The organism is Variovorax sp. PBL-E5 (assembly GCF_901827185.1).
Classification (GTDB): domain Bacteria; phylum Pseudomonadota; class Gammaproteobacteria; order Burkholderiales; family Burkholderiaceae_C; genus Variovorax.
Window position 1 is genome coordinate 76,859 of the sequence record NZ_LR594672.1, and the last position, 26,644, is coordinate 103,502.

24 protein-coding genes are annotated in these 26,644 nt (G+C 61.0%); 4 read left to right on the plus strand and 20 right to left on the minus strand.

Annotated features, from left to right (window positions below):
• Nucleotides 1-34: 34 nt before the first annotated feature.
• The 4 genes from WDLP6_RS28045 to WDLP6_RS28060 form a co-directional block, all read right to left on the minus strand.
• Entirely contained in the window at nucleotides 35-1,528 is a 1,494-nt protein-coding gene (locus tag WDLP6_RS28045; RefSeq protein ID WP_068679141.1) for a helicase HerA domain-containing protein, read from the minus strand.
• Between the two features lie 426 nt (nucleotides 1,529-1,954).
• Nucleotides 1,955-2,743: a hypothetical protein gene (locus WDLP6_RS28050; protein ID WP_180988655.1), complete on the minus strand. Its 789-nt coding sequence runs from the start codon at nucleotides 2,741-2,743 to the stop codon at nucleotides 1,955-1,957.
• A gap of 377 nt (nucleotides 2,744-3,120) precedes the next feature.
• Complete coding sequence (locus WDLP6_RS28055) at nucleotides 3,121-3,753, minus strand: DUF6927 domain-containing protein (protein ID WP_068679145.1); 633 nt, start codon at nucleotides 3,751-3,753, stop codon at nucleotides 3,121-3,123.
• 133 nt (nucleotides 3,754-3,886) lie between these two features.
• Nucleotides 3,887-4,144, minus strand: a complete 258-nt coding sequence (locus tag WDLP6_RS28060; protein ID WP_068679147.1) for a hypothetical protein — start codon at nucleotides 4,142-4,144, stop codon at nucleotides 3,887-3,889.
• 134 nt (nucleotides 4,145-4,278) lie between these two features.
• Here WDLP6_RS28060 and radA point away from each other — a divergent pair, with 134 nt between their 5' ends.
• Together radA and WDLP6_RS28070 are read left to right on the plus strand one after the other, a co-directional pair.
• Nucleotides 4,279-5,664 carry a DNA repair protein RadA gene (gene radA, locus WDLP6_RS28065; RefSeq protein WP_068679149.1) on the plus strand — a complete coding sequence of 462 codons (1,386 nt, stop codon included), beginning with the start codon at nucleotides 4,279-4,281 and terminating at the stop codon, nucleotides 5,662-5,664.
• 11 nt (nucleotides 5,665-5,675) lie between these two features.
• Nucleotides 5,676-6,242, plus strand: coding sequence for a hypothetical protein (locus WDLP6_RS28070; RefSeq protein WP_068679151.1), 567 nt, complete (start codon nucleotides 5,676-5,678; stop codon nucleotides 6,240-6,242).
• 236 nt (nucleotides 6,243-6,478) lie between these two features.
• Here WDLP6_RS28070 and WDLP6_RS28075 read toward each other — a convergent pair whose 3' ends face one another.
• From WDLP6_RS28075 to WDLP6_RS35230, 13 genes are all read right to left on the minus strand, one after another.
• A complete protein-coding gene (locus WDLP6_RS28075; RefSeq protein WP_146039484.1) occupies nucleotides 6,479-8,710 on the minus strand; it encodes a recombinase in 2,232 nt (743 codons plus the stop codon).
• A 299-nt stretch (nucleotides 8,711-9,009) separates the two neighbouring features.
• Nucleotides 9,010-9,270 (minus strand): hypothetical protein, encoded by a 261-nt coding sequence (locus WDLP6_RS28080; RefSeq protein WP_068679154.1) that lies wholly within the window; start codon nucleotides 9,268-9,270, stop codon nucleotides 9,010-9,012.
• 2 nt (nucleotides 9,271-9,272) lie between these two features.
• Nucleotides 9,273-9,467, minus strand: coding sequence for a hypothetical protein (locus WDLP6_RS35225; protein ID WP_232077588.1), 195 nt, complete (start codon nucleotides 9,465-9,467; stop codon nucleotides 9,273-9,275).
• Between the two features lie 145 nt (nucleotides 9,468-9,612).
• A complete protein-coding gene (locus tag WDLP6_RS28090) occupies nucleotides 9,613-11,346 on the minus strand; it encodes a type IV secretory system conjugative DNA transfer family protein (RefSeq protein WP_083944475.1) in 1,734 nt (577 codons plus the stop codon).
• A 138-nt stretch (nucleotides 11,347-11,484) separates the two neighbouring features.
• On the minus strand, nucleotides 11,485-14,961 hold the full coding sequence (gene traN, locus WDLP6_RS28095; protein ID WP_162570727.1) for a conjugal transfer protein TraN: 3,477 nt from the start codon (nucleotides 14,959-14,961) through the stop codon (nucleotides 11,485-11,487).
• Between the two features lie 67 nt (nucleotides 14,962-15,028).
• The gene (locus WDLP6_RS28100; protein WP_162487202.1) at nucleotides 15,029-16,006 is read right to left on the minus strand and encodes a TrbC family F-type conjugative pilus assembly protein; all 978 of its coding nucleotides are present in this window, start codon (nucleotides 16,004-16,006) and stop codon (nucleotides 15,029-15,031) included.
• Nucleotides 16,007-16,029: 23 nt separating this feature from the next.
• A complete protein-coding gene (locus WDLP6_RS28105) occupies nucleotides 16,030-17,076 on the minus strand; it encodes a TraU family protein (RefSeq protein WP_162570728.1) in 1,047 nt (348 codons plus the stop codon).
• The gene (locus WDLP6_RS28110) at nucleotides 17,073-17,837 is read right to left on the minus strand and encodes a hypothetical protein (RefSeq protein ID WP_068679167.1); all 765 of its coding nucleotides are present in this window, start codon (nucleotides 17,835-17,837) and stop codon (nucleotides 17,073-17,075) included. Before WDLP6_RS28110 ends, WDLP6_RS28105 begins: the two co-directional genes overlap by 4 nt.
• Nucleotides 17,838-17,881: 44 nt before the next feature.
• On the minus strand, nucleotides 17,882-18,628 hold the full coding sequence (locus WDLP6_RS28115) for a hypothetical protein (protein WP_162570729.1): 747 nt from the start codon (nucleotides 18,626-18,628) through the stop codon (nucleotides 17,882-17,884).
• 69 nt (nucleotides 18,629-18,697) lie between these two features.
• Complete coding sequence (locus WDLP6_RS28120) at nucleotides 18,698-19,138, minus strand: hypothetical protein (protein WP_068679170.1); 441 nt, start codon at nucleotides 19,136-19,138, stop codon at nucleotides 18,698-18,700.
• A gap of 11 nt (nucleotides 19,139-19,149) precedes the next feature.
• The gene (locus WDLP6_RS28125; RefSeq protein WP_068679172.1) at nucleotides 19,150-19,371 is read right to left on the minus strand and encodes a DUF2274 domain-containing protein; all 222 of its coding nucleotides are present in this window, start codon (nucleotides 19,369-19,371) and stop codon (nucleotides 19,150-19,152) included.
• A gap of 225 nt (nucleotides 19,372-19,596) precedes the next feature.
• Nucleotides 19,597-19,935 carry a single-stranded DNA-binding protein gene (locus WDLP6_RS28130; RefSeq protein WP_068679175.1) on the minus strand — a complete coding sequence of 113 codons (339 nt, stop codon included), beginning with the start codon at nucleotides 19,933-19,935 and terminating at the stop codon, nucleotides 19,597-19,599.
• A gap of 305 nt (nucleotides 19,936-20,240) precedes the next feature.
• Nucleotides 20,241-20,435, minus strand: coding sequence for a hypothetical protein (locus WDLP6_RS35230; RefSeq protein WP_068679177.1), 195 nt, complete (start codon nucleotides 20,433-20,435; stop codon nucleotides 20,241-20,243).
• 228 nt (nucleotides 20,436-20,663) lie between these two features.
• Between WDLP6_RS35230 and WDLP6_RS28140 the strand changes: the two genes are divergently transcribed.
• Nucleotides 20,664-21,308, plus strand: a complete 645-nt coding sequence (locus WDLP6_RS28140; protein ID WP_068679179.1) for a hypothetical protein — start codon at nucleotides 20,664-20,666, stop codon at nucleotides 21,306-21,308.
• Nucleotides 21,309-21,376: 68 nt separating this feature from the next.
• Here the strand turns inward: WDLP6_RS28140 and WDLP6_RS28145 are convergent, their stop codons facing one another.
• The 3 genes from WDLP6_RS28145 to WDLP6_RS28155 form a co-directional block, all read right to left on the minus strand.
• The gene (locus WDLP6_RS28145) at nucleotides 21,377-22,687 is read right to left on the minus strand and encodes a DNA topoisomerase (protein ID WP_068679181.1); all 1,311 of its coding nucleotides are present in this window, start codon (nucleotides 22,685-22,687) and stop codon (nucleotides 21,377-21,379) included.
• Nucleotides 22,688-22,699: 12 nt separating this feature from the next.
• Entirely contained in the window at nucleotides 22,700-23,608 is a 909-nt protein-coding gene (locus WDLP6_RS28150; RefSeq protein ID WP_162570730.1) for a hypothetical protein, read from the minus strand.
• Between the two features lie 1,864 nt (nucleotides 23,609-25,472).
• Nucleotides 25,473-25,910, minus strand: coding sequence for a hypothetical protein (locus WDLP6_RS28155; protein ID WP_068679188.1), 438 nt, complete (start codon nucleotides 25,908-25,910; stop codon nucleotides 25,473-25,475).
• 129 nt (nucleotides 25,911-26,039) lie between these two features.
• Here WDLP6_RS28155 and WDLP6_RS28160 point away from each other — a divergent pair, with 129 nt between their 5' ends.
• Nucleotides 26,040-26,621, plus strand: a complete 582-nt coding sequence (locus WDLP6_RS28160; RefSeq protein WP_068679190.1) for a hypothetical protein — start codon at nucleotides 26,040-26,042, stop codon at nucleotides 26,619-26,621.
• Nucleotides 26,622-26,644: the final 23 nt, after the last annotated feature.

Here is a 26,644-nt window from a genome sequence, read left to right on the forward strand (position 1 = left end):
AGTGCGGGGGCTTCTTGCATGGCTGTGCCGCGGCCTAGCTGATGGCCGTCCACCACCACTTGGTCTTGGTCGAGCCCTTCTCCTTGAGCTGTACAGCCATCGTGTGGTGGGGCTGGATGAAGTTCAAGAGCTTCGCGTCCATCCGAAGCTTCTTCACCATGTCTGGCCAGTACATCTCGTCGACACCCAGGACCACCTTAGTCCCGACAGAGCTGATGAGACTGTCCGGTACGTTCTCGGTCGATTGATTGGCGGCCCATAGTGCTAGGCCGAATTTGCGCGCCTCACGAGCAATGGTTCCGATGACGCCGTCACCACGCTCGTCCGCCCCGCTGACGTAAGTTCCGAGCTCGTCGAGGACGCAAATTTCAAGCACGTCGGACTGCTCGCCACGCTGCACCGACTTGTAGAAGATGTCGAGCAGCAGGAAGAGGACGAGCATCTTCTTTTCTTCCAGGCTGAGAGCGTTCAGCTTGTATCGCCACACCGGCAGGGTCTCGTCGAACGGCGGGGGCGTGTTCTTGAAGATGCCGGTTGAGTTCAGGTTGTTCAGGCGGTCTACCACCGACTTGAGCACCTCGGGGCTGTCGTACTTGATGAGGTTTTCGAGCTCGAGCCCGGTTTGAATCGAATTGGCATAGTCGGTGAACGCATCGATAGCGCTTTCCTTTGCTGCCTCCAGGGCAACCTCTTCGTCCTCGTCGAATACGCTTTCGTCGTGGCGCTTGCGTTTGACGGAGTCGAGCATCTTGCGTTGCATGGTCCGCGCGGTCTTGTTGAGGTAACCAAGCGCCCGGATGGCCTTTTGGTCCGAGCCGAGGAACTTTTCAAGGTGAATCTGCTTGGCGTAGGCCAGGATGTCGGCAAGGGTGGGGTAGTCACGCTCCTTGAACGCCGGCGGGAACTCGGTGATGCCGCCCTTGTAGTTCTGGGTGTGGACGTACCAAAGCTTGCGCTCTCCACAGAACCGCGCGCCGAAGCCGCGGGCCCTGTCCTTGTCGACAAAGGGCACGTTCAGGTAGATGCGGTTGTCCGAGCCCCCTGAAATCAGGCGCGACTCGTAAGCGTTGAGCGACCAGGTCGAGGGGTCATCCTTTTGAAAGCCGAACTCGCGGTAGACGTCCAGCGCGAGTTCGCGGATGACGGCTTCCTGCTTCAGGCCGAGCGGCGTCCGCGATGCCTGGTCGACCGTACGGATGAAAGCTTGAATCGCCTTGCGTACGCCGCCGAACTCGAAGGACGGGTTGACACGGAAGGGGTTGAGGCCGAAGGGGGCCTGTTCGGAGAACTGGACAACGCTCGCCCCTTCAATCTCAAGGTCGCCATGGACGTCGAACACGTGGAAGCGAACCTTGGTGCCAGCCTTCATCGCCTGCGCGATGAGGCGCCGGATGGTGTGCGACTTCCCAACGCCGCTCGAGCCGAGGATGAGCATGTGGCCGTTGATGAGGCGCTTTGTGTTGAGTTGGACAGGGGTCTTCCGCCCTTCACGGGCGCCGAAGTAGTCCACCCCGAAGTTGAGCTCCATAGAGAAATCGCGGGATTTTGATGACGAAGCCCCGTATAGGCAGGGGACTTAGCCACGTTCACCGAAACTTCTTGAACGTTCGGTGTGCACGGGTTTTCCTTGCGCGAAGGACTTGGGGGAATGGTCGGGACTTCGGCTGTCCGAAAGGTGCACGCTGGAACGGGGCGTATGGGCAGCGTCGCAGCGCACCTACCCGAGCGCCGTACGTGTGTTCTTTGACTCCCTGCTGCGCGAATTAGCGACCCGGCGTCAGCACGACATGACAGCAGGTCGGCGCTTGACAGCGGGCCTGCTACGCGCCAGCTCAAGTTGCTGCAGGTGTTGCCTCAAGAGCGCAGCGGTACCCTCGCCTGTCCGATACCAGCAGCGCCGGCGAAGCACACGCTGGTCCAACCCCGTAGAGGCGAAGTTCGGAACAACATTGCGCTAGCGCCCCAATACGCCAGTGATTTCGCCAGCCGTGTGTTGTACCCAGTGCCGATGCAGGTCACCCCATTCCTTGTCCGAATTCCCAAGAGCCCGTGCCTGTCGCGGATGCGTTAACGGTAGCAACTGCAGATGGCGGCCGCGAATGCTGAACGGGTGACGTTTGCCGTATTGGCCCGGCTGCGTCCCGTACATTCTGAGCTTGGGGTGCCCGAGAGACAGTGCAGCGACGAACTCCCGCAGGGGCGCGTCGCCCAAGGTGATGAGGGTATTGGCGCCAGAAGTGAGAAGCTCCTCCAGGACGGCCTCGACCCGCAGGTGGTCAGCGTACCCGGTGGAAACCAGGGGGACATTAGCCGCAGGCAGGCCCAGCGCCTTTGCAACTGGGGCGTAGTCACTGAGGACCCGGGCGGCCTGCCCTTTGTTCATCCGACTTTCTGGGAGCAAGTCGCATAGCCAAGCGTCGTCGCGCACAAGGCCCAACGGAGCAAGATAGTCTTCATCCAGAGACTTACCCGACGGGCCGTTGAAACGCTGGTCCGCTTCGACCAACCTGCCGGCTTCTGGCGGAATGTGGATTGCGTCGATGATGGCCCCCGCTCCCTCGCCTCGCCAGAAGATATAGGGCTCTGAGGCCACAGCAAGTGCCGCGGCACGCTGCTTTCCGTCGCGGCCTAGCCAGCGTGCATGCACGGCACTTGAGTAGACGCCCAAAACGAATACACGGGCACTTGTATGAGGCACCTGCTCGACTCTCTGCAGAGGCTGCCCAAAAGGAAATTGATACATAAAGACGATTCTGACTTGTTCTGTCCCGCATGCACGTGTCCGTTGCATTGGCCCGACACAGAGGCCATTGCCTGCCGATGCGGGAGAGCCTGCGCCCTGTTTAAGCGCCGAAGCTCGAAGGAGAATGTCGGCGAATCATGTAGTGAGCACGCGCTTCGCGGGCCCGGCCCTGAGTCGTGAATCCTGCCAAGCTTCTCAGCTCGAGCCCTTCCCATCCTTGTCCGTCACCGGCTGCTTCCGATGGACAGCTCTATGGACAACCCCATTGGATTGCCGCCAGACCTGACCACAGGACTCTAGCCTAATTCACAAGCTTGGGCCGCTAGTGACCCAGACCCTATGAAAAAGGAAAGCCGCATGAAGCGGCTTTCGGAAAATCACGGCGTTGCGGCCGCGGTGCTCTGTGGATTTATCTTGAACGGTTCACTCAGCGCTCGCCGCGAAAGCCTGGCGACAAAGCTGCCACCCGTCGGGTTGAGCGCAAGGAAGCGCTTTCGCCGGCCCCAGCTCTCGACGCGCAGTTGGCTAACCGCTACGCTTCCAGAGGGGAGGTTGAACCTTAGCGGACTGGTGAACTCGAGGACGTCGCCGACATTTACCACAAGGGAGGCTGGCGCTGACCGTGCGAGGACACGCGCCCGCCACTCTCGTGCATTCTCGATGCTGGACTCGCTACAGTCGAGTTCGGCCACCGGAGTCAGCTTGGAAAGCATGCCCTTGGGCATTCCGCAGATGACGGGGCCTTCCTGCTCAGTCATCGACTTCCAGGCGAAATCCGTGCGGCCTCGCGAAACAGCGATGACCAGCGCACAGCGCGTCGTCTTCTCCGACCTGGCGTCGATTTTCGCAAGAATGCCATAGGCGCCACCGGCACCGCTGACCATCCTCTCGATGTGGTAGGTGACGCCCTCGCTGCCGTCCCACTTGGCGCCTTCGCGGTACGAGGTGTGGTCTCGCAGCATCTCAAGCGTCGATTTGCCACGTTGGTTGGAAACGCTGCTCCATCCCATTTGATGCTCCTGTGTAGTTGACCTGACAGGTGTAGGGAGCGGGCGCGGTGCGCTTGAGATTTAGCGCTGAGGCGCGCAAAAAGAGGCCGCCGGGGTTGCCGGCGGCCGTTTCCCTCTGCAGGCGCCTAACGCTTCAGCGTCGTGCTTTCAGGCGCTCGCGCTCGGTGAAGTCGTCTGCACAGTCCTTGTCGCAGAAGAGTTTCTCGTCGATGGCTACGCCGCGCTCGTCGACGTCTCGGCCTTGGGCATCCTTGCCCAAAGCCACGAAGTGGGTGTCGCAGTTGTAGCAACTGCCACGGGGGAGCAACTTGGGGCCGGTAGCCCGATTTGCCAGGGATTGGCGCAGGAACAGTTCAGCCTGTTCATTGGCCATGTCGATTTCGTCTGCCATTGAGTTCTCCTGTGATGCAGAGGGGGTAACCGTGCATGTAGGATTTGAGTTTTAGCCTTTTAGGCACAGGACTGCGATTTAGCTTGGACCTAAATCGTATGTATGCTAAAATGCAACTAAGATGGAGCACTCCAATGGTTAAGAAGAAGTCGAGCTACGCATGCAACGCATGCGGGCAAAAGGCTGTGGTTTGGGGTGGCAAATGCTCCGGCTGCAACGCCTGGAACACGATGGAAGAGGTCGTCGAGCGCGAGGAGCCGGCCAACAGCCACCGCTACTCGAACTGGTCGGGCACGAAGGCAACGCTCGTTGACCTCCGCAATGCCAAGACGGTCACCCACGTGCGTTGGGACACCGGCCTGACCGAGTTCAACCGCGTCCTGGGAGGCGGGCTGGTCAAGGGCTCCGTGGTGCTCGTCGGTGGCGACCCTGGCATTGGCAAGTCGACCCTGTTGATGCAGGTGGTTGGGCATCTGAGCCCCCGCGCGAAGACGCTCTATGTCTCCGGCGAGGAGTCGCCCGACCAGCTGAGAATGCGCGCTGAGCGCCTCGGGCTCGGTGAGGCATCCATCCAGGTGTTTCCCGAGACGGAGCTGGAGGAGATTCTGGCCATGATGGATGAGCAGCGCCCAGACATCATGGTTGTGGACTCGATTCAAACCGTGTTCTCGAGCCAGCTCACGTCGGCGCCGGGCAACGTCGCGCAGGTTAAGGAATGCGCTGCGCAGCTGAACAAGAAGGCCAAGAGCATGGGCATTGCCCTGTTCCTGGTCGGGCACGTGACGAAGGAAGGCAACCTGGCCGGCCCGCGCGTCCTGGAGCACATCGTGGACGCGGTCCTCTACTTCGAGGGCGAGTCGGGTTCCGCGTTCCGCATGGTTCGGGCGTTCAAGAACCGGTTCGGCTCCGTGAACGAGCTCGGCGTGTTCGCGATGGGAGAGAAGGGCTTGGAGGAGGTCAGCAACCCGTCATCGCTGTTCCTCACGGCGCACGAGCATCCGGTCCCGGGTACGTGCATCCTTGCTGCGCTTGAGGGCAATCGACCGTTCCTGGTTGAAGTCCAGGCGCTGGTGGAGGACGCTCCGACGCCGAATCCGAAGCGCTTCGCCGCCGGCGTGGATACGAACCGGCTGCAGATGCTGTTGGCAGTGCTCAACAAGCACGCGAGCGTCGTTGCGTTCGACCAGAACGTCTATGTCAAGATTGTGGGGGGCGTGCGGCTCACGGAGCCAGCGGCGGACCTGCCGTTGATGCTTGCGGCACATTCGTCCCTCGTGGACCGGCCGCTGCCCAAGGGGATGGTCGCTTTCGGGGAGGTAGGCCTGGCCGGAGAGATTCGGCCCGTAACTGATGCTCTGACCAGGCTGAAGGAAGCCGCGAAGCTGGGCTTCACCCAGGCGATGGTGCCACTGGCGTGCAAGCACAACAATTTGGCATCGGTAAAGGGAATCGACGTGACGTACGTGTCACGCGTCGACCAAGCAATCGGGCTGCTGCGAGAATTGAAGGCAGCTGCCTGAGGAGAAATGTCATGAAGCAAAAAGTTGTCAACAAGAAGTTCAAGTGGGTTTGGGTGGTGGCGGCCTTCCGTCGGATGGGGGAGTTCAACGGGCACTTGTTCGCTGGGGTATCGTGCGGGTTTTTCCTGCTGCTCGGACTGAAGTTCCCCGCCCTGAGCTCCGTAGCGGTTGCCGTCGCTGTGCTGTATGTCGCAAGCCTCGTCTGGCTCGTCACGCTTGCCCGCAAAGACGAGAAGGCGCGCCATTTCGGCTTCGTGAAGGACTGGATTGCTTCCGCGCCATCCGACAGGGTGCGGGCGGACCGCCAGCAGTTGCTGCGAAATCAAGGCATGGAGGGCGCGGTCTACGCAGCGAGCCTTGCCGCGGTACAAAACTCCGCAACTGCACCTCTGGTCAACGTCGACGGCACGCCGATGATGCCCGGTGGCCTGACGGACATCAACGGCAACCCGTACGGCGTGTTTGGCGGCGGTGCAGGCGGCCTGTTCAACGAGCAGACGGGTGGGTTCGTCGCAGAAAACAACGCCTACGTCGCCCCCATGGGGTTGGATTCGGACCCTCACAATCCGATGTCTTGAGCCCGGCGAAGCAGTGACCTGGAAGCCAGAGGCACAGCCTCTGGCTTTTTTGGTTGGGTCCTGTCTTGGCGGCTGTGAGCCCCGCGCCCTCGCTCCCTTGAAGCTCCCGCGATGGCAGCCCGCTTGAAACGGCCCGGCGAACCGCCACATCCGCTAAGTGGGCCACGGCAGGAGCCCGCCCAATAAAAAACCCCGGGGATTGCTCCTCGGGGTTTGGGAATTACGCTGACGCGGGGCTAGTTGAAGCTAACTTCGCACATGCCGCCGGCGCAGGCCTGCGAGCCGAGGGTGTTGATGTCCACCTGACGGACTTCCGACAGAACCGACGCGAAGTCGATGTCTTGCAAAGAGGTCTGGATGCCCACCCACTTGTGCAGGTTGTAGCAGTCCTTCAGACAGAAGGAGGCCTTCTGCATGTCGCCGTCGAAGTGCTTCGCGAACTTCTTGAAGCGACGCACCCAGTCACGCTTGAGCAGGTCCTTGGAATCCTCGTCCGACAGTTGCAGACCCTTGCCCATTGCGGTGTCGCATGCCATCCACAGGTTGTCGTTGAAGGCGTGCAGCCCGTCGACAATGAGACCTGAGGCGAACATGCTGGCCTCGCCGTAGAGTCCGACGATTTGTTCGGCCGACGTCACTTCCGTGAACGGAGCTTGCGGGTATGCCTTGTCGCCTTCGCCTGCCAGCAACGAGATGCCGGCGAACCACTGGCGATTGTCGAAAATGTACTGCTCGACCGCGCTCCAGTCATCCACCCCGATGGTGTTCGAGATGTTGTGACGCAGCTTTGGATGCACGCACAGTTCCACATTGGTGCCGTTTTCGACCCAGTGCTGCTGTGCCTTCTTCACGAACTCCAGCTGGCGAACGCCCATGAGGTCCTGCTTGAAGATGGACGTGTCCTTCGAGACGACCGGGAAGCTGACAACGATGTCGCTGCCGTTTGCCGACCATACGGACTTCTCCACCATTTTCGGGTTGCGCTGCAGGATGAGCTTGGCCACTTCGTCATCGGCGTTCATCTGAACGTTGCGGAAGTACATCGGCGAGTGCTCGCCGTGGATTCCCGAGGCAGTGCCCAGCAGGACCGACGCGTTGCCCGAGGGCTTCGCACAGGTCGTGCGCGCGGCCGGATTGACCCCGATGAGCATCGCCACTTCACGGTTGACCCGCTTGACGATTTCAGCGCCCTCCTTGAGGATGGCTTCGTCGAACAGGATGTGCGGATTGTTCATCCAGCCCGTGATGCTCACGCCGATGAGGCTTTCGCGCTCGGTGATTCGGCGGGTGGCTTCGGACACATACTTGAAGTTCGTGTAGCCTGCTTGGAGCGTGCCCAGAATGGCGCCGGCCTCGCAAGCGGCGAAGAACAGCTCCTTGTTCACGCACTTGCCGCCGTTGATTTCGGTCAGGTTGCAGAACTGGAACCCCGACACGCCGTCGATGGTGACCGGACGCATGCCGATTTCCACGCACGGGTTGTAAGCGAACTCCTTGTCGTCGACAAAGATGAAGCCCGGCTCGCCGAAGTCGCGCACGGAGGTCATGATTTGCGCCCACTCTTCGCGGGTCAGCTCGTCGCGAAGCAGCACAACGGAGTTGTTGCTGCGGCCGCGCTGCGGGTTGTCGACAAACCAGTCGCCAGTCTTCGCCTTCATCATCTCCTGGTCGTCCTTGTCGAACAGGCAAATCGTCGCGGAGCGACGAACGCCGCCGGCCAGAACTGCGTCGGACATGTGCATGACGAAGTCGTATGCGACGATGGGACGCACGGCGACCGATTCAGCAGCTCCGAGAGCCTTCTGCAACAGCGCCTCGCACTTGATGAGTGCCTGGCGCAGGGGGTCCGGGCCCGGGGCCTTGAAGCCGCCCGAGATTTCCGAACCCTTCGCGCGGATTAGGCTGAAGTCGAAATGAACCTGGTGGCCCTGATATTCCGGGAACGTGCCTTCGCCATCGAAGTACGAGCTCAAGAGGACGCCAAACGCGTCGGCCCAGCCCTCGATGCTGTCGGGAATCTGGAAGACCTTGATTTTCTCGCTCGACGGACGAGCGATTGGGGGCAGCTTGGCCACGTGGTGCTTCTGCACCGAGAAGCCGACGCCGCAGCCGCACAAAAGCAGGTACATCGCTTCCTGGAAGAAAGCCGCACGGTCGCAGTGGCTGACCGAGCAGTTGTACATGCGGGCCTCGTGTTTGCGCAGCTGTTCGCCACCGAACTGCAAGGCACGTTGAGCACCCAGCACCAGTTGGCTTTCGTATGCCACTTCAGCCTTGGCGAAATACTTCTCGAGCTCCGGCGTCATGCGTTCCGCGTACTTGTCGCGGTGCATGTCCATGACGCGTGCTACGGCTTCGTCCCAGGTCTCGTAGGAGCCCCGGGCATCTACCCAGCGGGAGTAGCCCATGAAGAACTTCGACTCGGAGAGCATCTTTTGGCCAAGGGGAGACATCAGAGCGTTTTTCATCTGTTTCTTTCGTAGATTCCGAGGCCCCTGGGGCCTCGATGTTGAAGTTGGTCCGCACGCGTAGCAGGCTTGAAGCCAGTCGCAAGCGGGTTGGTTGTCCTCTCCGCGTATAGCGAGAGGCAATTGACCATCTAAAGGACGACAGCGCCTGCGCCTGGGGGCGCAACGCTGTGCTGGAGGGGTACGCAACCTATAGCTAGCCCGGTCTGGAGGCCTGCTTTAAGGGTGCCAACAGGAGGAGCCGTTAAACGAAAAAGCCACCCCGGATGGGGTGGCCTGCGGGCCGGGGCGCGATTCGGTCAGGCCTCGTTGTCGCGCACTGCCATCGAGGGGTCGATGGCCTCAGCGGAGAGGAACAGATGTCGAATGAGGTCCGTGTGCGAGGCCAGCAGGAGCTTCGTGAGCCAGATGGCCCAGTAGGAGCCGCTGGCAGCGCCGACCTTTACGCCGGTGAAGACGAGGTCGATGAGAGGCTTGACGAGGTGCTCGAGCCCGGGAATCTTGGACAAGACCACCAGGCAGAGAACGCCACAGGCGAGGATGAAGAGGACGGTGCTCATGGTCAGTGTAGAGAGAGCGCGACGCGCTCTGGGAGCAGCTTCGCTTCGATAGCGCGTTGGAGCGCGGCTTCCGCCATTTGCAGCTCGCGCATCGCCCTGGGACAGCTCTCAGCCGCCGCAAACGACCGGGTGAACGACAGCAGCATGGCGAGGGGAACGGCTTCATGCCCGTCCGCTGCCCTGACCGCGGTCGACACGACGCTTCCTTCGCCGTAGCCGACACATGCCAGGACCGCGACAGCTTGGGGCCCCGCACTTGCCTGATGGTCCCGAAGCAACGCGATGGCCTGTTGCACCAGCTTGTCGTACGTACCCGTGGGAGCGTGTTCGCCGCTCAAGGGATTAAGCGCCGGCGGTGGTGAAGCTGCTTTCAGCCGAGGCGGCTCGGCTCTCGTCAGACCCCACCATCAGGAACTGCTCGTACTCGTCGGTAAGGTCAAGGCCCAGCTCATCAGGCGGCATCGTGACCTTGTGCCTGGTCACCTTGAACTCCGGAATAGGCTCCGGGAAGTTGAGCATCGGCGTGTTGATGTGGAACACGCGGGAGCCCGACAGCAGGACCGCCTCTCCGAGGCCCAGGGACTTCAGATGCTCGGGGCTGACGCGATACTCCTCGGATTCCTTCCAGGACTCGGACATGCCGGCGCCGTCCGACGCGTTGCCCTGGGGAGTCGTTCGGATGTTGGAGGAGGATTCGCCCTCGTTCTTGCTCAGCGAGAGGGACTTCGCGAACTTCTTGGTCTTGCCGATGATGTCAGCGGCCGTCTCGGGAGAGTCCTTGGATGCGAACTTGAAACAGACCTTGTTCCAGGTGTTGCCAATGATGATGTCTTCGAAGTCGGGACCGACCGTGCGCAGGTTCGCAAAGGTCTGGAAGGCTGGAATCATGCAGATGCCTGCGCTTCGAGCTTGCTCGAAAAGTCGTGCGATACCGCTCATGACGTAGCTGCCCATTTCGTCAGCAAAGACGAGGAACGGGGGCTTCGGGCGCTTGTCCTTGTGCACGCCCTGCACGTTGTAGACCGCAGTGCGGAGGTCGGAAAGAATGATTTTCCCGAGGTTCAGCGCTGCCGTATCCTTCCCCATGGTCGGAAGCATGACGTACAGACACTTGTTGTTCATCACGATGTCCGTGAGGTCAATTTCCGGCGTGTAGGTGTTGAAGACCTCGCCGAACTTTCCTTGCGCGAAGAGTGCAATTCGCCCGGAGATGCCACCCAGCAAATCCTTGACCATCTTGATGTCAATTCCAACGCCGTTCTTGTCTTTCTTGCGAAACTGATTGAGGAACATCTCCAGGGTCATGCGTTCCTCATCGCCCAAGCGCAACCGCAGCAGCGATTCCAGCGCCCGGTCCGATTGCAAGAGGATGGCGAGGTCGCTGAAGTTGTAGCGGCGCTTGGCTGACTTCAGCGCGCCTGTGAGCACTGTTAAGGCATAGTTCGCCTGCTGGCGGAAGTAGTCGGCGCCTGGCGAGTTTTCCGTTCCCGGAATCAGGTTGAGGAGCCGGCTGGCCACCTCATCGGCGTCGCCCTTGAGGATGGGGTTGTAGGTGTTGCTGTTGTGCGGTTGGTCGACGTTGAGGACGTAGAACTCATCCCCGCGGCCGCAGAGCTGCATCATCATGTTCAACTTGTCGCGCGTCGCCGCATCGAGCTTAGCGTCGATGAAGATGAAGCCGCCACCGCGGATAGCCTGCTGCCAAAGAAGGAACTCGCCCAGAGTGGTCTTGCCGACACCTGACTGGCCGATGATGGCGGTATGCCGAGTCAGGAAGTTGTCGCTGATATCGACGGGCATACCGTTGTCACGCGTGTAGCCGAACCGAATTCCCTCCTTGGTCGACATGAGGTCGCCAAACGTCTCATCCGACGGAAGAACGAAGTTTTCGCGACTGACCGTGTCCGTTCGGTCGAGCCACTCCCGTGCTCGCTTAAACGCGAACCACCCGGCGCCCACAGCGGGCCCCACCAATGCGGGGAGTACATAGGGGTTGCCCGCAACCCAAGGGCTTGACGCCGCGACGCCTGCACCAATCCCCATCAACGCCCAAGCGTCTTTTCGACCTACCAGCATGTAAAACGTCTCCCTTTATGCTGGTTCGTCTAGGAACCAGTCATTTATATGGGCTGGTTGGTCAGGATTCACAAAGAAAAGCGGCAAGACCGAGGTCCTGCCGCTTTACGTCCCGCTTGCGCAGGGCCTGTCAGTGCCTCATTTCGGCATCGTGCCTTGGCTCGCCGGGACGGTCACCGTTACTGGGACGTTATCGTTGCGACCGCCGCTGCCGCCCGGGAACTTGTTGTATGCGTTCTCGACCGTGACTGTGCGCTTCTGCACGCCGCTCTTGGTGGTGTGCACAGTCATCGTGACGGTTTGGGTCACGTTGCCTTCGCGCTTGCCGCAGGCCAGCTCGTTAGGAGCCTTGAAGACGTGGATTCCGTAGTAGCCCGAGCCGGGCTCGGAGAGGGACAGCGGTTGAAGGGTTTCGGTCATCGTGCAGTCCCCCCAGTCCACTTCTACCGCGGTCACGCGGTCCACGTCCTTGGCCTTGTCGCCTGTCGTCTCAGGCCAGTATCCGCTCGCGATGAGTCGCGTGTGGAACGGTCCGAAGCCTTGCGATGGGCTGATGCGGGCGTAGTGCGCCGCAGATGGCGCGGTAACCGTGATGGTGCCCTTACCATCCGCATACTGGCTGTTGAACTGCTGGAACTGCTCAGCAGCCGCCCGGCCGATTTCGCTCGGGCTGCCGGCCGAAGCCGCGACCTTGTCCATGACCGACGTCAACCATTCGGACAGGTCCATCTTGCCGAAGTCCATGGCAGACAGTTGACCCGGCGTGAAGCCCGTGCAGTCGGGGAACTGAGGGAATCCCCACAGCTTGAGGGCAACGGCCGAGGTCGCAGTCACCCGAAAGCTGCACAGGTTCGTCAGGGCATCGCAACGGCCCGTGAGGCGCGTGTCAGAGTTCGGAAAGGTGAACTCCGAGGTGCGCAGGTCGGTTGGGACTTGCACGGTTTTCCAAGTCTGGCCGCCATCCTGGCTGTAGTCGATGCGGATGCGTTCCGGCACGGTCTTTCCGTCCGAGGCGCCCTTTACGGACCAGGTGCGGAACACCAGGTCGGCGATGTTCGACATCTGGTTCAACGCGCCGGCGGAGCGGCCTTCTGACTCTTCGTTCGAGTAAAGGTGCCATGACAGGTCACGGGTGACGATAGCCTTGCCACCCTGACCCATCGGCCATCCTCGTGCTTCATAGGTGCAATTGCCCGATTCGGGCGAGCATGCGCCCTTCACGGCGGTGTAACGGCTGACACCCCGGGACTCGTTGACCAGCGGGTCGAGTTCCACCAGGTTCCACGAATTCGGGCCGAACTCAGGTGCCTTTGGCATTTCGGCGCACCCGTTCGAGTTATCGCAGCTGGCAATGATGGTCCGAACGACGCCAGGGCATTCGAACGATTCCGGGTCCGTCGCAAAAATTTCGCCGGCCTTGACGGGGTCCGCGCAGTAGCTGGGCCACTGCCACGCAGCGACCTTGACGCCGTTGACGTCCACCGGCGACGTCCACCGCCCGTTGCCCTGGTCGAGATAGGTGAAGTTCAGATTCTGGCTGACGATGTCCGCGCCTTGCCCGGACATGGCCATCTGCAGCAGCTGGCCGCGGCCCTGCTCGTGGATGACGCGCGGCAGAATGCCGTTGAATGAGCAGTAGGTCTGGGTGTATTCCAGGCAGGACTTCAGCGGCCACTTAGCCCTGTTGGAGCAGTACTCGCCAATGTAGACGGTGTATTTCGAGCGCCGGGCTGCGGCGAGCTCGACCGTGGGCATTTCGCAGCCGTCACGCATCATCTGTCCTGACTTCGGGCGCTCCATGTCCATCCGGCAGCAGTTCCGCCCGAACAACTGGCCGATGCCGCCTGTCGCCCGCTTGCAGCGCATATCCTTGCCCGTGAAAATCTTCGGGATGGTCGGGTTGTCGCTCATGTCGTCAATGCCTTCGCCCGCAGCGTCCGCAATCGCGGCCGAGACCAGGGCGGCGTTCATCTTCTCGACGTCGACGGTTTGGTCTTGCTTCACGGCATTGCCGAACGTGATGTCGTCCGTGTTCAGGCAGGCGTTGTCTTCGGAACTCTTGGACCACTCGACGCAGATATCCTGAGCGTGCGTGCATTGGTAGGTCTCGTTCTGGGACATGACGAGGCCGCCGTTGCCGCCGGTGTAGGAGGCTGGCTCGGCAGAGGTCATGCTGCAGTGCGCCAGGTCAACGCTCTTGCAGGAATCGAGGTCGTCGGTCGCGCTGGGCTGCCCGTAGCAGACGACACCGGTGGTCGGCGTCGTGTAGATGCCACAACCCGCTTTCTCAGCGTTGGTGAGCTGCAGGACAACACCCGTCGGGAAGCCAGTAGCCTCATCGACGGCCGCGACTAGGCATTGGGCGTCGTCTAGCGTGCGGCCGAACCACTCGCCGCCTTGGTAGGTGTTGTACCGGCTTTCTGAGAGAGGGCTCAAGTCGCAGGCGCCAGCGACCGGCGAGGGCGATGCCTCCACCGACAGGACGGCGGGGTCGCTCGTGGCGAAGTACTCGGTCCAGCTCTGGTCCAGGCACGTCGTGCCGTCCTCTGCGAGCTGCGAGCAGACCTTGGCGGTCTCGCCAATCTTCGACTTGTCCTTGCGCAGGTCTACGCCTTCCGAGGTGAGGCATGTGTCCGTGGTCGCCACCTTGCCGTCCTTGTCGATTTTGACCTTGATGTCGCATTGTGCGGTCTCGAGCTTGTACTTCGTGATGCGCTCAGTGAGGGGGAACGTGCGCGTGCAGCTCGTGGTGAACTTCTGCGAAGTCGTGCTCCATTTCGTGCAGCTGCGCGGGCCGGAGCACTGAGCATCCGCCTGGGTGAGCTTGGTCTCGGTTCCTCCTTCGGCGGCTTGGGCCGGATTTGCCCGCAGGTGCTCGCCGGTCTCCCTGGTCTTGTCGGCGTAGCTGCCGTTTTCGACGTTGGTGCGGAGGTCCGAAATCAGTGTGCTGTTGGAAGCAATCTGTTGGCCGGTGACCTTCAGAGTGGCGTCGCTGCCGCCAATGACCGACGTCCCGCGGACCGAGATGCGGCAGCTGTCGGTGCTGTTGCAGCCAGCCCCGACCTGAACTCCGCTCACCGTGGTGAAGGAGCCGACGGGCACGGAAATCTCTTGCGAGAAGTCGCTATCAGCCGCGCACTGCCCCAGTCGCTGCTGGTTGTCACAAACCTTGAAGAGCAGCGATTGAACCGGAGCGCCCTCGCACGCGACTGCCCGGAACGTGAGGTTGCCACCCGAGCGGATTTCACCTTCGACCTTGGCGCGGCAGTTGAGGTCGAACTTCGCCGTGGCAGTGACGACGGCGATGCCTGCCTGTTGCTTCTGGCCGGGGGAGGCAACTTGCTCGAGGCCCTCCAGTCCGGTGATGCTTTTGAAGTAGTCGAGGCCTGCGGCCTGGGTAAAAGACGACCTCGGCGCCAGCTGCGCCGTTCCGTCCTCGTTCAGGATTGTGTCTCCCCCCGCATCCCGGTTCACGCTGACGCTGCGCATCTGGGTTGCAGCTTGGGTGGCTACTTTCTTCGCCTGCGCAATCTCCTCCGCGGTAGGGGCTTGCGCCGCTGTGGTGAACGTGAAAAGGGCGCACATGGCGCCCAGAAGGTAGTTTGCGACACGCATTGGGTAGTCTCCGGCCTATAGGTTGCTCCAACGTATAGGTACAGAGACCCCACTTAGCCTTTGCGCATCATTTCTGGGGTGGAAGTGCTGAGGCGTTCTGCAGCGCCTTCGCGGCGAGGGCATCAGCCATGGCCTTGCGGATGCCTTCCTCTTCCTTCAAGCGCTCCGATGGCGACTTAAAGTCTTCCCATTTGCCCGTGAACGGCTTTTGCTCTTTTGCAGGAGTATCGCCCAGGGCGAATCCGCGCGCCAGAGCTTTGATGTAGGGCGTTGCATCCTCCATGCCGTCGTCGAGGAACTGTTGGAGGGCATAGTTTGCAGTGACGGCACCCGAAACCTTCGAGTATTTGGCCGGGTCCAGCGGCGGGCAGGTGTTGTACTGCAGGTCCTGCCCGCGGTATTTGAACTTGCGCGGCTCGATTCCGGTGCACTGCATCTCCACGCGATAGGTGGTCAGCACGATGGTCGGAACCGTGGTGACCTGGTAGGCGTCGTACATGCGCGGGTCAATCGAAATATTGGCTGACGCACCCTTGCCGTAGTTCAGCTTCGTGAGGTCTTCGCTCACAAAGTCTCCGAGGCTTCGCCCCGGAGGCGCGCCCCGGAAAATCAGCGTGCCGCCAGACCACATGGCCTCGACGGCGTAAGACCGCAGCATTTCCAGCGGCATTGACCAAGACACGAAGTAGTAAAGGTTGGACCTCCGCTTGGGGCTGATGCCCAGGAACTCCAGAACCTTGTCACGCTCGCCAGCGATTGACTGGTCCGCGATGTCGTCGGCATTCTTCTTACCGCGGGCCACTCGCTCGGCGAACTCCGGGTCGGGAACAGCCTTCTCATATGCGGTGAGCAGGTCAACAGCCAGGGTCTCGCCGAGCTTTCGGGCCGCCTCAACCTGTTGGGGGTCCGCGTCCTTGAGGTTGCCGTATGGCACGTAGAGGGCTCCGGCATCTTGCTTCTCGGCGGGCGCTTCGGTTCCGTCGGCAGTGTCTTGGGCGCGGGCCTGCTGGGCGCTCAGGGCGAAGGCCACGATGGCTGCAGCCATCGATACGGTCAAGCACTTGTTCATCACGGTACGCGGTAGCAGCATTGTTTGCCTTGCCAAATCATGTTGATGGTGTGCTCCTGGGTAGGGGCGTTCGACGTCGGCGGATATTGGAATTCGGCCATATCGCCGAAGACCACTGCTCGGCCGGTACGGTTGATAGGGCCAACCTGGTTGAACCGGTACTGACCCTTAACGACCATGGGATTCGGATGTGACGCGCAGATAGCCGAGGGACCGATGGTGGTGAACAGCAATCCCAGACGGCTGAAGCGTGCGATGAACTTGGCCGCAATGAGGTTGTTCTCTGCAAAGTCCTGGCCGGCATGGGACGTGTTGCCGGATAAGGGGTACAGATTTCCCCATGCTCCGGCACACCAGAACAGGGCATCAATGGTGTGGCCGAGGGTCGAGGCCGCGGCGTCGACCGCGCATGCGGCGTGAGCGGTGAGCCCCGTAAAGATGGAAGCTTCTGGGGTGAAGATGCCGCTCCAGGTATCGTCCTGCCACATTGGGTCGACCTCGGTCATGTACGTGACGTCCACGCCCGAGGGGTTCTTGCAGTACGCGAGAAGCTCCTGGTCAATCATGTCCAGCACGGGGTAGGTGATGAAGTGGACGTTCATGCGGTTGGCTTGCCGCTTTTCCAGGCCTTCACCCGTCGACTTCTCGGAGCCCTGGTTCGCATAGGTCTTGAGAACCTGCATGCCGCCCATTGAGGGCATGCACCCGGGGCGGCGTTCCACCTCCACCAGGTACATCGGCTCCCAGTAAGTGAGGCCCTCGCCCATGGTCGGGTACCCGTAGGTCATGACGGAAGGGCAGTAGCAGATGGGGGGCATCGCCTGCATCAACACCGGGTTCTCGTTGTAGCCGGACCCGTTGATTTGCATGCCGACAATCGTGATGGGGTACAGGTTGTTCCAGTCGATGTTCATCGGATTGAACATCTCGCCCGTGCAGATGGCAGCCTGCGCCTCGCCCGTAACCCCAGATTCATCCTGCTGCGCAGAAGCGCCGAAGGCGCAGCACATCAGAACAGCGGCAAAAAGCTTCTTGAAGACGTTCATTGGGTCACTCCAGAGGAAGATGGCGCGGAGGCAGGCACGGAAACGGCCAACGCCCCTGCCGACAGCTCTGACTGCTTCGGCTTGAGCTCATCCCAGGCGTGCAGGACCTCGTCGGTCTGAAATGGCTGGCCGAAGGAAGTAACCGCGATGTATTTGGAGTTCACGCCCGTGCCCGGGTAGACCAGGGCAGGCAGATACTTCACTTGGAAGCGGCTGATGAGCGCGTCACTCGCGTGAAAGATGGGGCGCTTGAAGATGTCACCAAGGTCCTTCACGTCGCCACTGCCGGCTTCGATGGGGACGATTCGGTCCTGCTCAGCGGCAAAGACCTTCTTGACAAGCTCCCGCTGGTCCTCCTGAGACCCGTCGAAGAAGAAGAGGGCGGTGACCGGGTGGTATGAGTCAAGCGGGTTCACCTTGGTGCCCTTGGCAGCAAGGACTTCCCACTTGTAGCTGCCATCGCTTTGCTTCACAGGAGCTTGGATGTCCGAAGTGAGGACCAGGGACGGGTCGAAGTACGCTGTACCGGTCTCGTTGGCTTGGGGCAGCTGGCGTTTCGGCAGGTTCGACAGGAACTTCTTGCCGCTTTCAACCACCTGCTTGTTCACCTTGTTCCAGTCCGTACGAGACGCGGACTCGAGCATCGTTTGGCGCATGTCTACTTCGATGATGGGCCAGACGTTCCCTTGGACGCCGTGGTCCTTGGCATGGGCCAGGCCGACCATGGCCAGGAGCGCGGTGGCGAACAGGGCTAGTTTCATCGTGGAATTTCGGTAGAGGGTTGTGCAACCTATAGCCAAATGGCTCAGTCCAGGACGCCGACGATGGAGCTGATGATGGCAACCTCACGCATGAGCACGCCGTTCTTGATGCCATGCTCTTTCATGACGTCGTCGAACGAACTGCCGCCAATCAGGCTGCCCATGATGGTGAACTGCCGCGGCGTCAGGTCGTCACGGTGCCGCTCGAGGAGCTCCTGGCGCTCGTCGCGCATCGCCTGGTCTTCGTCCTCTTCGATGGCGGGCTCGCCGTCGGCAGCCATGAGTGGGTTCAGGCCGAGGCCGTCAGGCAGGCCTTCGGGGGCCATTCCGCTGTCCGCACCCTCGCCGCCGTCGGTCTGAAACCAGCCCTCGAGCTTGTCCCACTCCAGGGCTGCGGCGAGCACGCCGGGGGTCACGTAGGAGCTGCCGTCCTTGCGCTTGCGGAACGCCGAGCCCGGCAGGCGCACCGACGAGCCGAGTTCGCGCCGAAGACGCAGTGCTGCGTGCCCAGCCATCCGGTGAGCGTAGGCCGCAATCTGGCCGGGCTTGTACTTCGCCGTATCAGGGCTCAGGGTGAACCACATCATGCGGATTTCCTGCGCCGCCTCCTTCTTGAGCTCGGGCGGCACTTGGTTCTGGGAGCAGGCGATGTCGATAATCTTCTGGTCCAGCGGCGGCTGGCACTGCGACAGGTAGTCGAACAGCGACATGTCCGAGGTCAGGTTCTCCGGGGGGACCACGTCCTTGCGTTGGCGGGTAGGCTTAGCAGTTTTGACAGCGACTTCAGACATTCGAGGCTCCAGTTTCCAAGTGATTGAGAGGCGGGCTGGGCGGCGGCCGCCTCAATCCAAAAATACGTTTTAGGTGGTCAGTTCGTAAATCTGAACCAAGGTGCGTCCGGCACCTCTTTTCGCCGGCAACTGCCGCACGAACGGGGGGAAAGGCATGGCTTTGGGGTTGTCATCCAGAATCAGGCCGAGACCGTCGGGGTTCTTGTCGGAGGGCGCTACCAGGCAGTCAAGCATTGGCTTCATCCCTCCGTACGCGTTGTCCCAGTCCAGTCCGCCGCCGGCGCACTCTCTTGTCACCACCAGGAAGCTCCGTTCGACGGGGGCTTCTGGCTTTTGGCCCTTGAGGGCCGCCTTTACCATCATTCGCCATTGGCGCCGCAAATCCTTGTATGCGTGAAAGTGAAGGCCCTTGATGACGTTGTTCGAGGGTGTTTCGACAGGGAGGGAGAGTTCGTACTTAAGCTCTCCTCGCTGTTTCCAGATTTCAAGCCCTGCTACGGGGCTCTCCATCCAGCCGCCGGTCAGGCGCCGGCCTTGCTCGCTTCGTACTTCTTCATGAAGTCCTTGTCGGAGGTGATGAACTCCTTGAGGATGGTCTCCACGAGGGCGCTGGTCTCAATCTCGACGCCGTGCGCGGCCTTGTACTCCTGGCGATAGGCCTCGACCAGGTCCGCGGTGGACTTCTTGACACTGACGGCCAGGCGTTCGACGGGTTCGCGCAGGGTGATTTTCTTGAGCTTCATGGTGACAGGTACCGAAAGTTGTGTTGGTGATAGTTGTTAGCGACCAGCGCTTAAACGACAGTGAAAGTATAGCTTCAGTAACACCAACTGTCAAAGAATAAACAGTGCCAGTATCAGTTTAGACGCGATTTAGGTTCTAGTGCGCCAGGTGAGACGCACTGGCGTGGTTAGCCCCCAAAGAAAAACCCCGGCCCATGTGGCGCCGGGGTTTCGAATGACGGAGAGTTAGCCTTGGCTGTCGTCGCCGCCATCCTGCTGGGGACGGGGCTTCGGCTCGTAGGGCTCGACCTTGAAGGCACGGATTTTCAGGGCCGACGTCCAGGTCGAGTCGCTCTTGCGTTGGTAGGTCTCGGCATTCAGGACGCCCATCACCTTGACCAGCATGCCCTTGTTCAGCATGTCGGCTTCCATCTCGGAGATGAAGGCGACGACGTCGTACCAGGTGGTCGTCCTGTTGGCGTCCTTGCCTTGATTTTCCGCAAGGCGGAGCGTGTAGTATTCTTTCCCGGACTCGCGGGCAGTTTTCTTTTCGGGCTGCGCAGCGATGTTACCGAAGACAATCATGGGGAACTCCTAATCTAGAACAGTGGCGCCTCATCGTCCGCATGTGCGGGGAAGAACGAATCGGCAAAATAAATGGCTTGTAAGTGGTGCGTCGCCCCCACGAGCACCTCTTCATATAGGTAGCGCAGGAAACCCGGTGGCCACCCCTAAAGCGGTTCTGCTCGCTCCTGCTTACGGTTTTAGGGTCGGCGCATGGCGGCCGCCCGGCGTACCGCCGTCTTAGGGTTGGAGGACGACAGGGCCGGCGGACGCCAAAGAAAAAGAGCTCCATGAAGGAGCTCTTGAATCAGGGCAGAACGAACGCGTCAGAAGGCGCGGGCGTTTTGACGTGACCTGGAGGCAGCGACCATTGCTGCAACCTCCTTGGCACGCTGTTGCTGCCGGGACGCAGCGCGAGCATTCAGAACCTTGCGCACCTGCCAGCCGACGAAGCAGAGGAATCCGCCGAGTGCGACCAGCTGGAACAGGAAGCCCAGAAAACCGAAGATGTTTGCAGCCATGATGACCTCATGAAGAAAAAGTTGAACTGCTTGGTGTAGGTACAAGGCGCAAACGGCTACCAGTATTGGTGTCAGGTCATCCTCTGGTATAAAATGAACGGTCAGTTTCAAGCCGGTAGCTTTACGTAGTAGGAAAATGTTGCAGTGCGCGTCAGCGCCTTATCAAGCGGCGAGTTCCGAAAGGCATCCCAATAACAAGGTGGCGCCCTCGCGCGCCAAGAGGTATCTATGACCAAGAATGATGTGACGACTGTGGTTCCGCTCGATTCGAAGCGCGCTTCCCGCGCCGCTCCGTCGAATGCGCCTGTGGAGGTTCCCCCATGGAATGGTGAGTTTGACGAGAACTCACTGCTGCGCCCGGGTGCCTACCTGGTCGCGGCGTTGAAGCGCCGTGCGGACTACCTAGGTCACACGGGGGTAGAGATGGCCAAGGACCACCTGGGCGTCACCTACGGGTACATCACCCAGCTGAGGAACGGAACACGCCCGACAAAGGCGATTTCAGAAGAGTTCTCCGTCAAGTGCGCGGAGTACCTTGGTATTCCGCGGCTTACGGTTCTGCTGATGGCAGGCCGTATCACCGTGTCCGACCTGTATGCGAGCCCATCGCAGCTGGAGAGGGAGGTTCCCCGTGTGCTCGAGTTCATCACCCAGGACAGCGAGTGGGGCCACCTGATAACGCCCGACGTCCTGCACGGGACGCTTGAGACGAAGTACTTGGTAGCCCGTTTGTACGAAAAGGCGACTCAGCGCCGGTTGCTGCCCGAGCAACTGAGCTTGGACCGCATTGCAGAAGCGTTTAAGGGCCTCGAACAGGAACGTGCGAAGCGGTTGAGCGAAGCGTCGTCCCTGGAAGGCGGTGCTGATGAATGACTACTGGCGTCGGTATGACGCGCTTTTGATTTTAAAGGGCCCTGCTTTGCGGGGCCCTTTTTCTTGCCTTAGGCGTCAGCGAGGGCCTGCCAACCCGGCGACGAAATCACCCGGTCTGCAGCCTTGAATTCGACGCCGTTGGCGTTCATCGACACCTTCGTTTGGTCGTAGCGCATGTCTTGGCCGAGCGCCTGGAGATATCGCAGGCTGATGAGGTTATAGAGCTGCTGCTCGTCGGGGGCCAAGTCGACGAGCATGTAGGTCGGGATGATGCCGTGGTGGTCCGAGAGCTTGGAGTCGTCGAAGGTGGTCGAGCGCATGACGATTCCCTGGCGGAGGAGCTCATCGACCTTGGAGGGCGCCGTGAGCCGCACGCAGTCGAGCACCTCCTTTACCTGGGCTTTCTGGTTCTCCGCCAGGTATTCACAGTCTGTCCGAGGATAGCTCGTAACCTTCTTTTCATACAGCTTTTGGGCAAGCTCGAGTGTTCGAGCTGCCGAAAAGCCGAGTACCCGGTTGGCATCGCGCTGCAACGTGGGCAGCGAATAGGGAAGCGGGGGACGTTCCGAACCGGGCTCCCGGGTCACTCGCAGCGGAGCGGTGGCGCCTTCGGCCTGCCTCATCATCTTCTCGGCGTCCGCCTTTTCGGTGATGCGCTTGTCTTCCGCCGGTGCGTGCCACATCTTGAAGGCTTTCCCGCTCGCAGTGGTCAAGCTCGCCTCCAGCTCGTAATACGACGACGACTTGAAGTCAGCGATAGCCTTGTCGCGGTGCACGATGAGGGCCAGGGTGGGGGTCTGGACCCGTCCGAGCGGAAAGTAGTCGCCGCGGACGTTCGCCGCCAGGGACACCGCACGCGTCCCCGTGATGCCGTACATCCAGTCGGCGTGCTGCCGCGCCTTGGCCGCCTCGTAGAGCGGGTCCTTGGACGAGCCAGGCAGCAGTGTCCCCAAGGCCTTCTTGATGCCCGCAGGTGTCATTTCGCTGGCCCAGAATCGCTCCAGCGGGCCACGGTACTTGCAATGGTCCAGGATGAGGCGGCCGATGAGTTCGCCTTCCCGTCCCGCGTCGGTCGCCAGGACCACCTTAGTGGCGGTTTTGAGCAGTGCTGCGATGGCCTTCACCTGGTCGCCGGAGCCGCGCACCACGCTGTACTTCCAGTTCTCAGGAATCATGGGAAGTTGCGCCCACTTCCAGTAGCCGCCCCAGTCCTTGGAGTAGACCTCCGGGTCGACGAGCTCGAGCAAGTGGCCACGGGCCCAGGTGATGAGGGTTCCGTCCTTGGCCTCGATGTGGAAGCGCGACTTCGACTTCACGCCCATGATTGCAGCGATATCGTTGGCGACAGAGGACTTTTCGGTAAGGATAACGGTAGGCATTTGTGGTCTGGTTCAGAGGTCGGGTTGGGAAGGGGCGGTATCAGCGGCGGGTGCGTCGAGTGAATCGGTTTCGAGGTCTCCGGCGGCGCGCATGAGGTCCAGCGCAGTGGTCTCCTCCACGCCATGCCAACTGAAAGGCACGTCCACGAAGCAGCGGGCGAGGATGATTTCGGCGAGCACGAGCTCCGGAGTCAGGCCGGGGTATTCCTTCAGGAACTTCGCGATGTAGCGAAGCAGCTGCTTGTCGTGCTTGTGCCGGGAGTCGTAGACGAAGACGAGCTTGTTTAGCAGCAGTCCTCCGCTCTTCGTCAGTTGCGAGTCGCGGGTCAGGAGCTCCAGCGCCTTCTTGACCTCCTCGTACGGCTTGAAGGCCGACTCGACCTCAACCCAGTCGGCAACCCGAGTACCGTCGGTGAACCCAGCGGTCGCGCCGGAATAAACGATGAGCCCGTCAGGAATCTTGCGAAAGCGCTCACGCACGTATTCCTTGTCCACGGGCGACCACCCCTTCAGGAGAGCGTATTCGCCGAAAATTTCGTCGCCGGCGCGAGCTCGCTCGATGAGGTAGTTCGTTCCGAGAGTTCGGTGGAAGAACTGAGGCCCGTTGAAGGCCAGCTCATAGCCTTCCTGCGCGACAATGTCGAAATCCTTGAGGCGGGCGACACCCTTCGAGGCGAGGACGAGCGAATAGCCGCCAAGCGTATTGGCCTTCTCGAGGAGCATGCCTTTGCTTAGCATGCGTTTGACGGTTCGCCCAGCCATGACATAGGCGCTGGTTCCCGACGACCGTGGCCAGACGGCGGAAGCGACCTCCTGACGGCGAAGATGCCCAAAGTGGCGCAGGGCCTTCAAGATGCGCAGCTCATTCTCGTCGGCAACGGCGCGACCATCTTTGGTGGTCGGCGTATAGGGTTGAGGCATACGGGTTCGATGGAGCGATGAAAGGGAAACACCGCTTGCTTGCTTCGGGCCCGTTTAGACGACGCAAACAGGGGGTGAAACAGGCAAGCGGCTACCCAACGAATAGGTACAGCGTGTTTAAACGCCGAATCCAAGCGCTAAGTGGTTGACGGAAAAGACTTTTTCAGTGGAAACCTCGTGGCCTACGACGTGCTGGCTAGCCGTCAGGTCCGGGCACGTTCGTCCGCCACCATCCAGGGGCAACCCTGCTTGCGCGGAGGACTCTGCCTCTTGCCCCCTCGTGCAGGGAGGGCCCTCCACGCCAGCTTCCCTCGGGCTGGTTTTGCATAAAAAGGTTTGCTACCTAAAGTCTTTCTCTAGATTGAGAGTTCTTCTAAAACCCTCAATCAAGAAGAGAGTCTCGCGCATGGCGCGCCCGCGAGCTCGTGCTTGTGCCCGCGCGCATGCGAGAGGCAAGCCGGCCACCGGCAAGGGCCACACTGCTCGAAGCTTTGGCGCGCTGCTCAGTTGTCTGTACCTCCCGGTGCCTTCTAGGCTCCGGATTTGGCCAATGACCCCTAGGAACCCTCGCCCTCGATATAAATCGCGTCCCCTATATCGACGTGGCTCTCGGGTTCGAGGGCCAAAGCTTTTGGACCTTCGATGCTGCACAAACTATCCTTCCACGTCGAACCTGCGGCCGCCGCCGTACCAGGAGAAACGGAACCACTTAGCGTAGCCGTGCACCCCCTGGTTAACGGTCAGCGCCTCGACCCGAGTGGCCGATACTTCTTCGACGTAGGGTTGGTTCTTGCGCTGAGGGCGCATAACGCCGCTCCGGTGGACTTTTTCACGTGCTCCTGCGGTGTCGCAGGGTGCATCGGCATCTATGAGCCGAGCGAACTGCGAGCCACGGCGGACACCCTCTCCTGGCTGATTCCGACCGGGAAGCACGGCGTCGAGCTCGTAAGACTTCCAGGCGCTGGCCCTTTGCTTCAGTTCACCTTTGACAGGTCCGAGTACGAGTTGGTTCTCGACGACCTGGTTCGCCAGCTCGAGAGGGTATCGAGCAGCCACGGGGGCCGCGGCGTCGATATCTGGGCATGCTCGGAGGGTGATGGGAGCCTCCCCTCGCTTGGGGCTCGCATCGCGGAGGAGCGCGAACGTGCCGTCGCCTCTACGACCGAGAGGCCTGGCGCCGGCAGGTGTTCGGGGACCTCTTGTTCTCCGAACTAGAGTTCACGCATCCAAACGGCTACATCGGATGTCTTCCCCTGGAGAACGTCGCCTATACGCTCTCCTCGGCTGACCATTTCCACCTGAGCGAGACGGCAATGGCGCACATCGAGAGCGTAATCGTCCCGTCATTTCGGATGGGCATCGAGAGGGTGACCGAGATGGCCCGTACACTGGCTTGGACCGCGTTCGTGCACCAGGCTTTTCGCTCCGAGCGAAGCCCTGTCGGCCACGCGCTGGGCCACCTGAAAAGCGCACCTGAGTGGCCAGCTGTCTCGTTTGCGCTGGTAAGCGACTCGCGCACGTTCGCCCCCTAGGGCTGCGGGCGTCCGCAGAGGCCCAGAACGGGCCCCTGTGGGCTTGCTCCGCGGCAAAAGAAAGAACCCTCGAAGCTTGCGCTTTGAGGGTTCGAATTGGTAGTGGTCTAGTGCCAGACGCGAACGGCCAGCTTGTTCTCAGCGACGATGGACAGGTGGACGCGGGAGACGATGTTACGCGGGACAAGCAACAGACGCACGTACTGCGTAAGGTCGTAGGGGGTCGGCTTGGGCTTGACGAGCTGGGGGTGGCCTCCTCGTCAAGCGACGCTTTGCCGTGTAGTGGGGCGCCTTCGGCACCACCTTGAGGGGCCCAGTCTGCTGCGTCGGCATCAACTGGCAGGCCGCTGACGCAGCTCCACCAGTCGGGCTTCGAGCCAGCTCACGTACGACGGTCGAGGGGTGGGCAGTGCGCTGAACTCTGCGAGCAGCACCTGCGCTCCGCCATCCAGTAGTTGCACGTACCCCGAGATGTCCTGAGTAGGGTCGACGTAGACTGTGTCAATGACCTTGTAGTCACCGTACTCGCGAGCCGTGATGGGCTTTCCTCCCGGGCCGTTGTAGTTGGCGCTTTCGAGAGGGCGGTTGAATTCTTCGAACGCCGTGAAATCCACCTGCAGCTTGCCAACATCGTCGTGCTGGACGGTTCCACCTGTCACGTGCATTCGCATGCCGCGTTCGGGGTAGGCTTCCCAGTCCTCAGCCAGGGGGAGGCATTCGACGGCGACGGGGCGGAAGCGAGCCAGCTCCATCAATTCTTTGAAGTTCATTGTGTTTCCTTTGAGGTCTGCCTGTCGGCATTCCTTGTATAGGCGCTGCTGCGGTCTCTGACGGCGTGGTGCGTGGCGGCTGGATTTAAGGAGGAGGGCCTACACGAGGGATTGTCAGCCAGCCACCCTATGTTCAAGCAGCTTCTATTCGTCGTCTCGATTGTGGCGGCGCAAGCGTCGACAGCTCAGAACCTGCCGCCTGTGCCCACCGAGAAGAGTGCAGAGTATGTGTTTTCTGTACACGTTTGCCGGCGTGTCGAGAAGGTCGAAGACGCGTTCCACCCCTGCGTGACGACCGCAACCAGTCGCTTGGCGAGCCAGACGGGCGACACGGCGAGCACATCCAACTTTCGGCAGGTGACCTACCTCGCCTCGAGCCCCGCAGGGCCGGCTCGGTCTGCCGAGCACGTTGCCACAGCGCCCGCGCTTTCGCCGCAGGCGGTAAAGGTCGGCTATGAGCTCTCCCTCAAGCCGCTGTATGAGTCAGATGGTCTCGCGTACGTCCAGTACGACCTTTCCGCGGCTCAGATTGCCCGATGGGTGGCCGTGGAGGGGGAGGGCGTGGCCATACGCCTCCATGTTCCGGAGCTCCAGGAGACCAAATTGAGTGGGACCGACAAGGTGCGTCCGGGGCAGAGCTTCCGGATTGACCGCAGCGGGTACGTGTTCGAGGTCCGACTCCTCAGCGCCGCGCCGCCGACCTCCTACTGACGGCCAGATTCACCTGTGAAGGG

Excerpts from the sequence above, each read along its gene's own strand:
- WDLP6_RS28045 (WP_068679141.1), bottom strand. The coding sequence starts at position 1,528 with ATGGAGCTCAACTTCGGGGTGGACTACTTCGGCGCCCGTGAAGGGCGG.
- WDLP6_RS28050 (WP_180988655.1), bottom strand. The coding sequence starts at position 2,743 with ATGTATCAATTTCCTTTTGGGCAGCCTCTGCAGAGAGTCGAGCAGGTG.
- WDLP6_RS28055 (WP_068679145.1), bottom strand. The coding sequence starts at position 3,753 with ATGGGATGGAGCAGCGTTTCCAACCAACGTGGCAAATCGACGCTTGAG.
- WDLP6_RS28060 (WP_068679147.1), bottom strand. The coding sequence starts at position 4,144 with ATGGCAGACGAAATCGACATGGCCAATGAACAGGCTGAACTGTTCCTG.
- radA (WP_068679149.1), top strand. The coding sequence starts at position 4,279 with ATGGTTAAGAAGAAGTCGAGCTACGCATGCAACGCATGCGGGCAAAAG.
- WDLP6_RS28070 (WP_068679151.1), top strand. The coding sequence starts at position 5,676 with ATGAAGCAAAAAGTTGTCAACAAGAAGTTCAAGTGGGTTTGGGTGGTG.
- WDLP6_RS28075 (WP_146039484.1), bottom strand. The coding sequence starts at position 8,710 with ATGAAAAACGCTCTGATGTCTCCCCTTGGCCAAAAGATGCTCTCCGAG.
- WDLP6_RS28080 (WP_068679154.1), bottom strand. The coding sequence starts at position 9,270 with ATGAGCACCGTCCTCTTCATCCTCGCCTGTGGCGTTCTCTGCCTGGTG.
- WDLP6_RS28090 (WP_083944475.1), bottom strand. The coding sequence starts at position 11,346 with ATGCTGGTAGGTCGAAAAGACGCTTGGGCGTTGATGGGGATTGGTGCA.
- traN (WP_162570727.1), bottom strand. The coding sequence starts at position 14,961 with ATGCGTGTCGCAAACTACCTTCTGGGCGCCATGTGCGCCCTTTTCACG.
- WDLP6_RS28100 (WP_162487202.1), bottom strand. The coding sequence starts at position 16,006 with ATGGCTGCAGCCATCGTGGCCTTCGCCCTGAGCGCCCAGCAGGCCCGC.
- WDLP6_RS28105 (WP_162570728.1), bottom strand. The coding sequence starts at position 17,076 with ATGAACGTCTTCAAGAAGCTTTTTGCCGCTGTTCTGATGTGCTGCGCC.
- WDLP6_RS28110 (WP_068679167.1), bottom strand. The coding sequence starts at position 17,837 with ATGAAACTAGCCCTGTTCGCCACCGCGCTCCTGGCCATGGTCGGCCTG.
- WDLP6_RS28115 (WP_162570729.1), bottom strand. The coding sequence starts at position 18,628 with ATGTCTGAAGTCGCTGTCAAAACTGCTAAGCCTACCCGCCAACGCAAG.
- WDLP6_RS28120 (WP_068679170.1), bottom strand. The coding sequence starts at position 19,138 with ATGGAGAGCCCCGTAGCAGGGCTTGAAATCTGGAAACAGCGAGGAGAG.
- WDLP6_RS28125 (WP_068679172.1), bottom strand. The coding sequence starts at position 19,371 with ATGAAGCTCAAGAAAATCACCCTGCGCGAACCCGTCGAACGCCTGGCC.
- WDLP6_RS28130 (WP_068679175.1), bottom strand. The coding sequence starts at position 19,935 with ATGATTGTCTTCGGTAACATCGCTGCGCAGCCCGAAAAGAAAACTGCC.
- WDLP6_RS35230 (WP_068679177.1), bottom strand. The coding sequence starts at position 20,435 with ATGGCTGCAAACATCTTCGGTTTTCTGGGCTTCCTGTTCCAGCTGGTC.
- WDLP6_RS28140 (WP_068679179.1), top strand. The coding sequence starts at position 20,664 with ATGACCAAGAATGATGTGACGACTGTGGTTCCGCTCGATTCGAAGCGC.
- WDLP6_RS28145 (WP_068679181.1), bottom strand. The coding sequence starts at position 22,687 with ATGCCTACCGTTATCCTTACCGAAAAGTCCTCTGTCGCCAACGATATC.
- WDLP6_RS28150 (WP_162570730.1), bottom strand. The coding sequence starts at position 23,608 with ATGCCTCAACCCTATACGCCGACCACCAAAGATGGTCGCGCCGTTGCC.
- WDLP6_RS28155 (WP_068679188.1), bottom strand. The coding sequence starts at position 25,910 with ATGAACTTCAAAGAATTGATGGAGCTGGCTCGCTTCCGCCCCGTCGCC.
- WDLP6_RS28160 (WP_068679190.1), top strand. The coding sequence starts at position 26,040 with ATGTTCAAGCAGCTTCTATTCGTCGTCTCGATTGTGGCGGCGCAAGCG.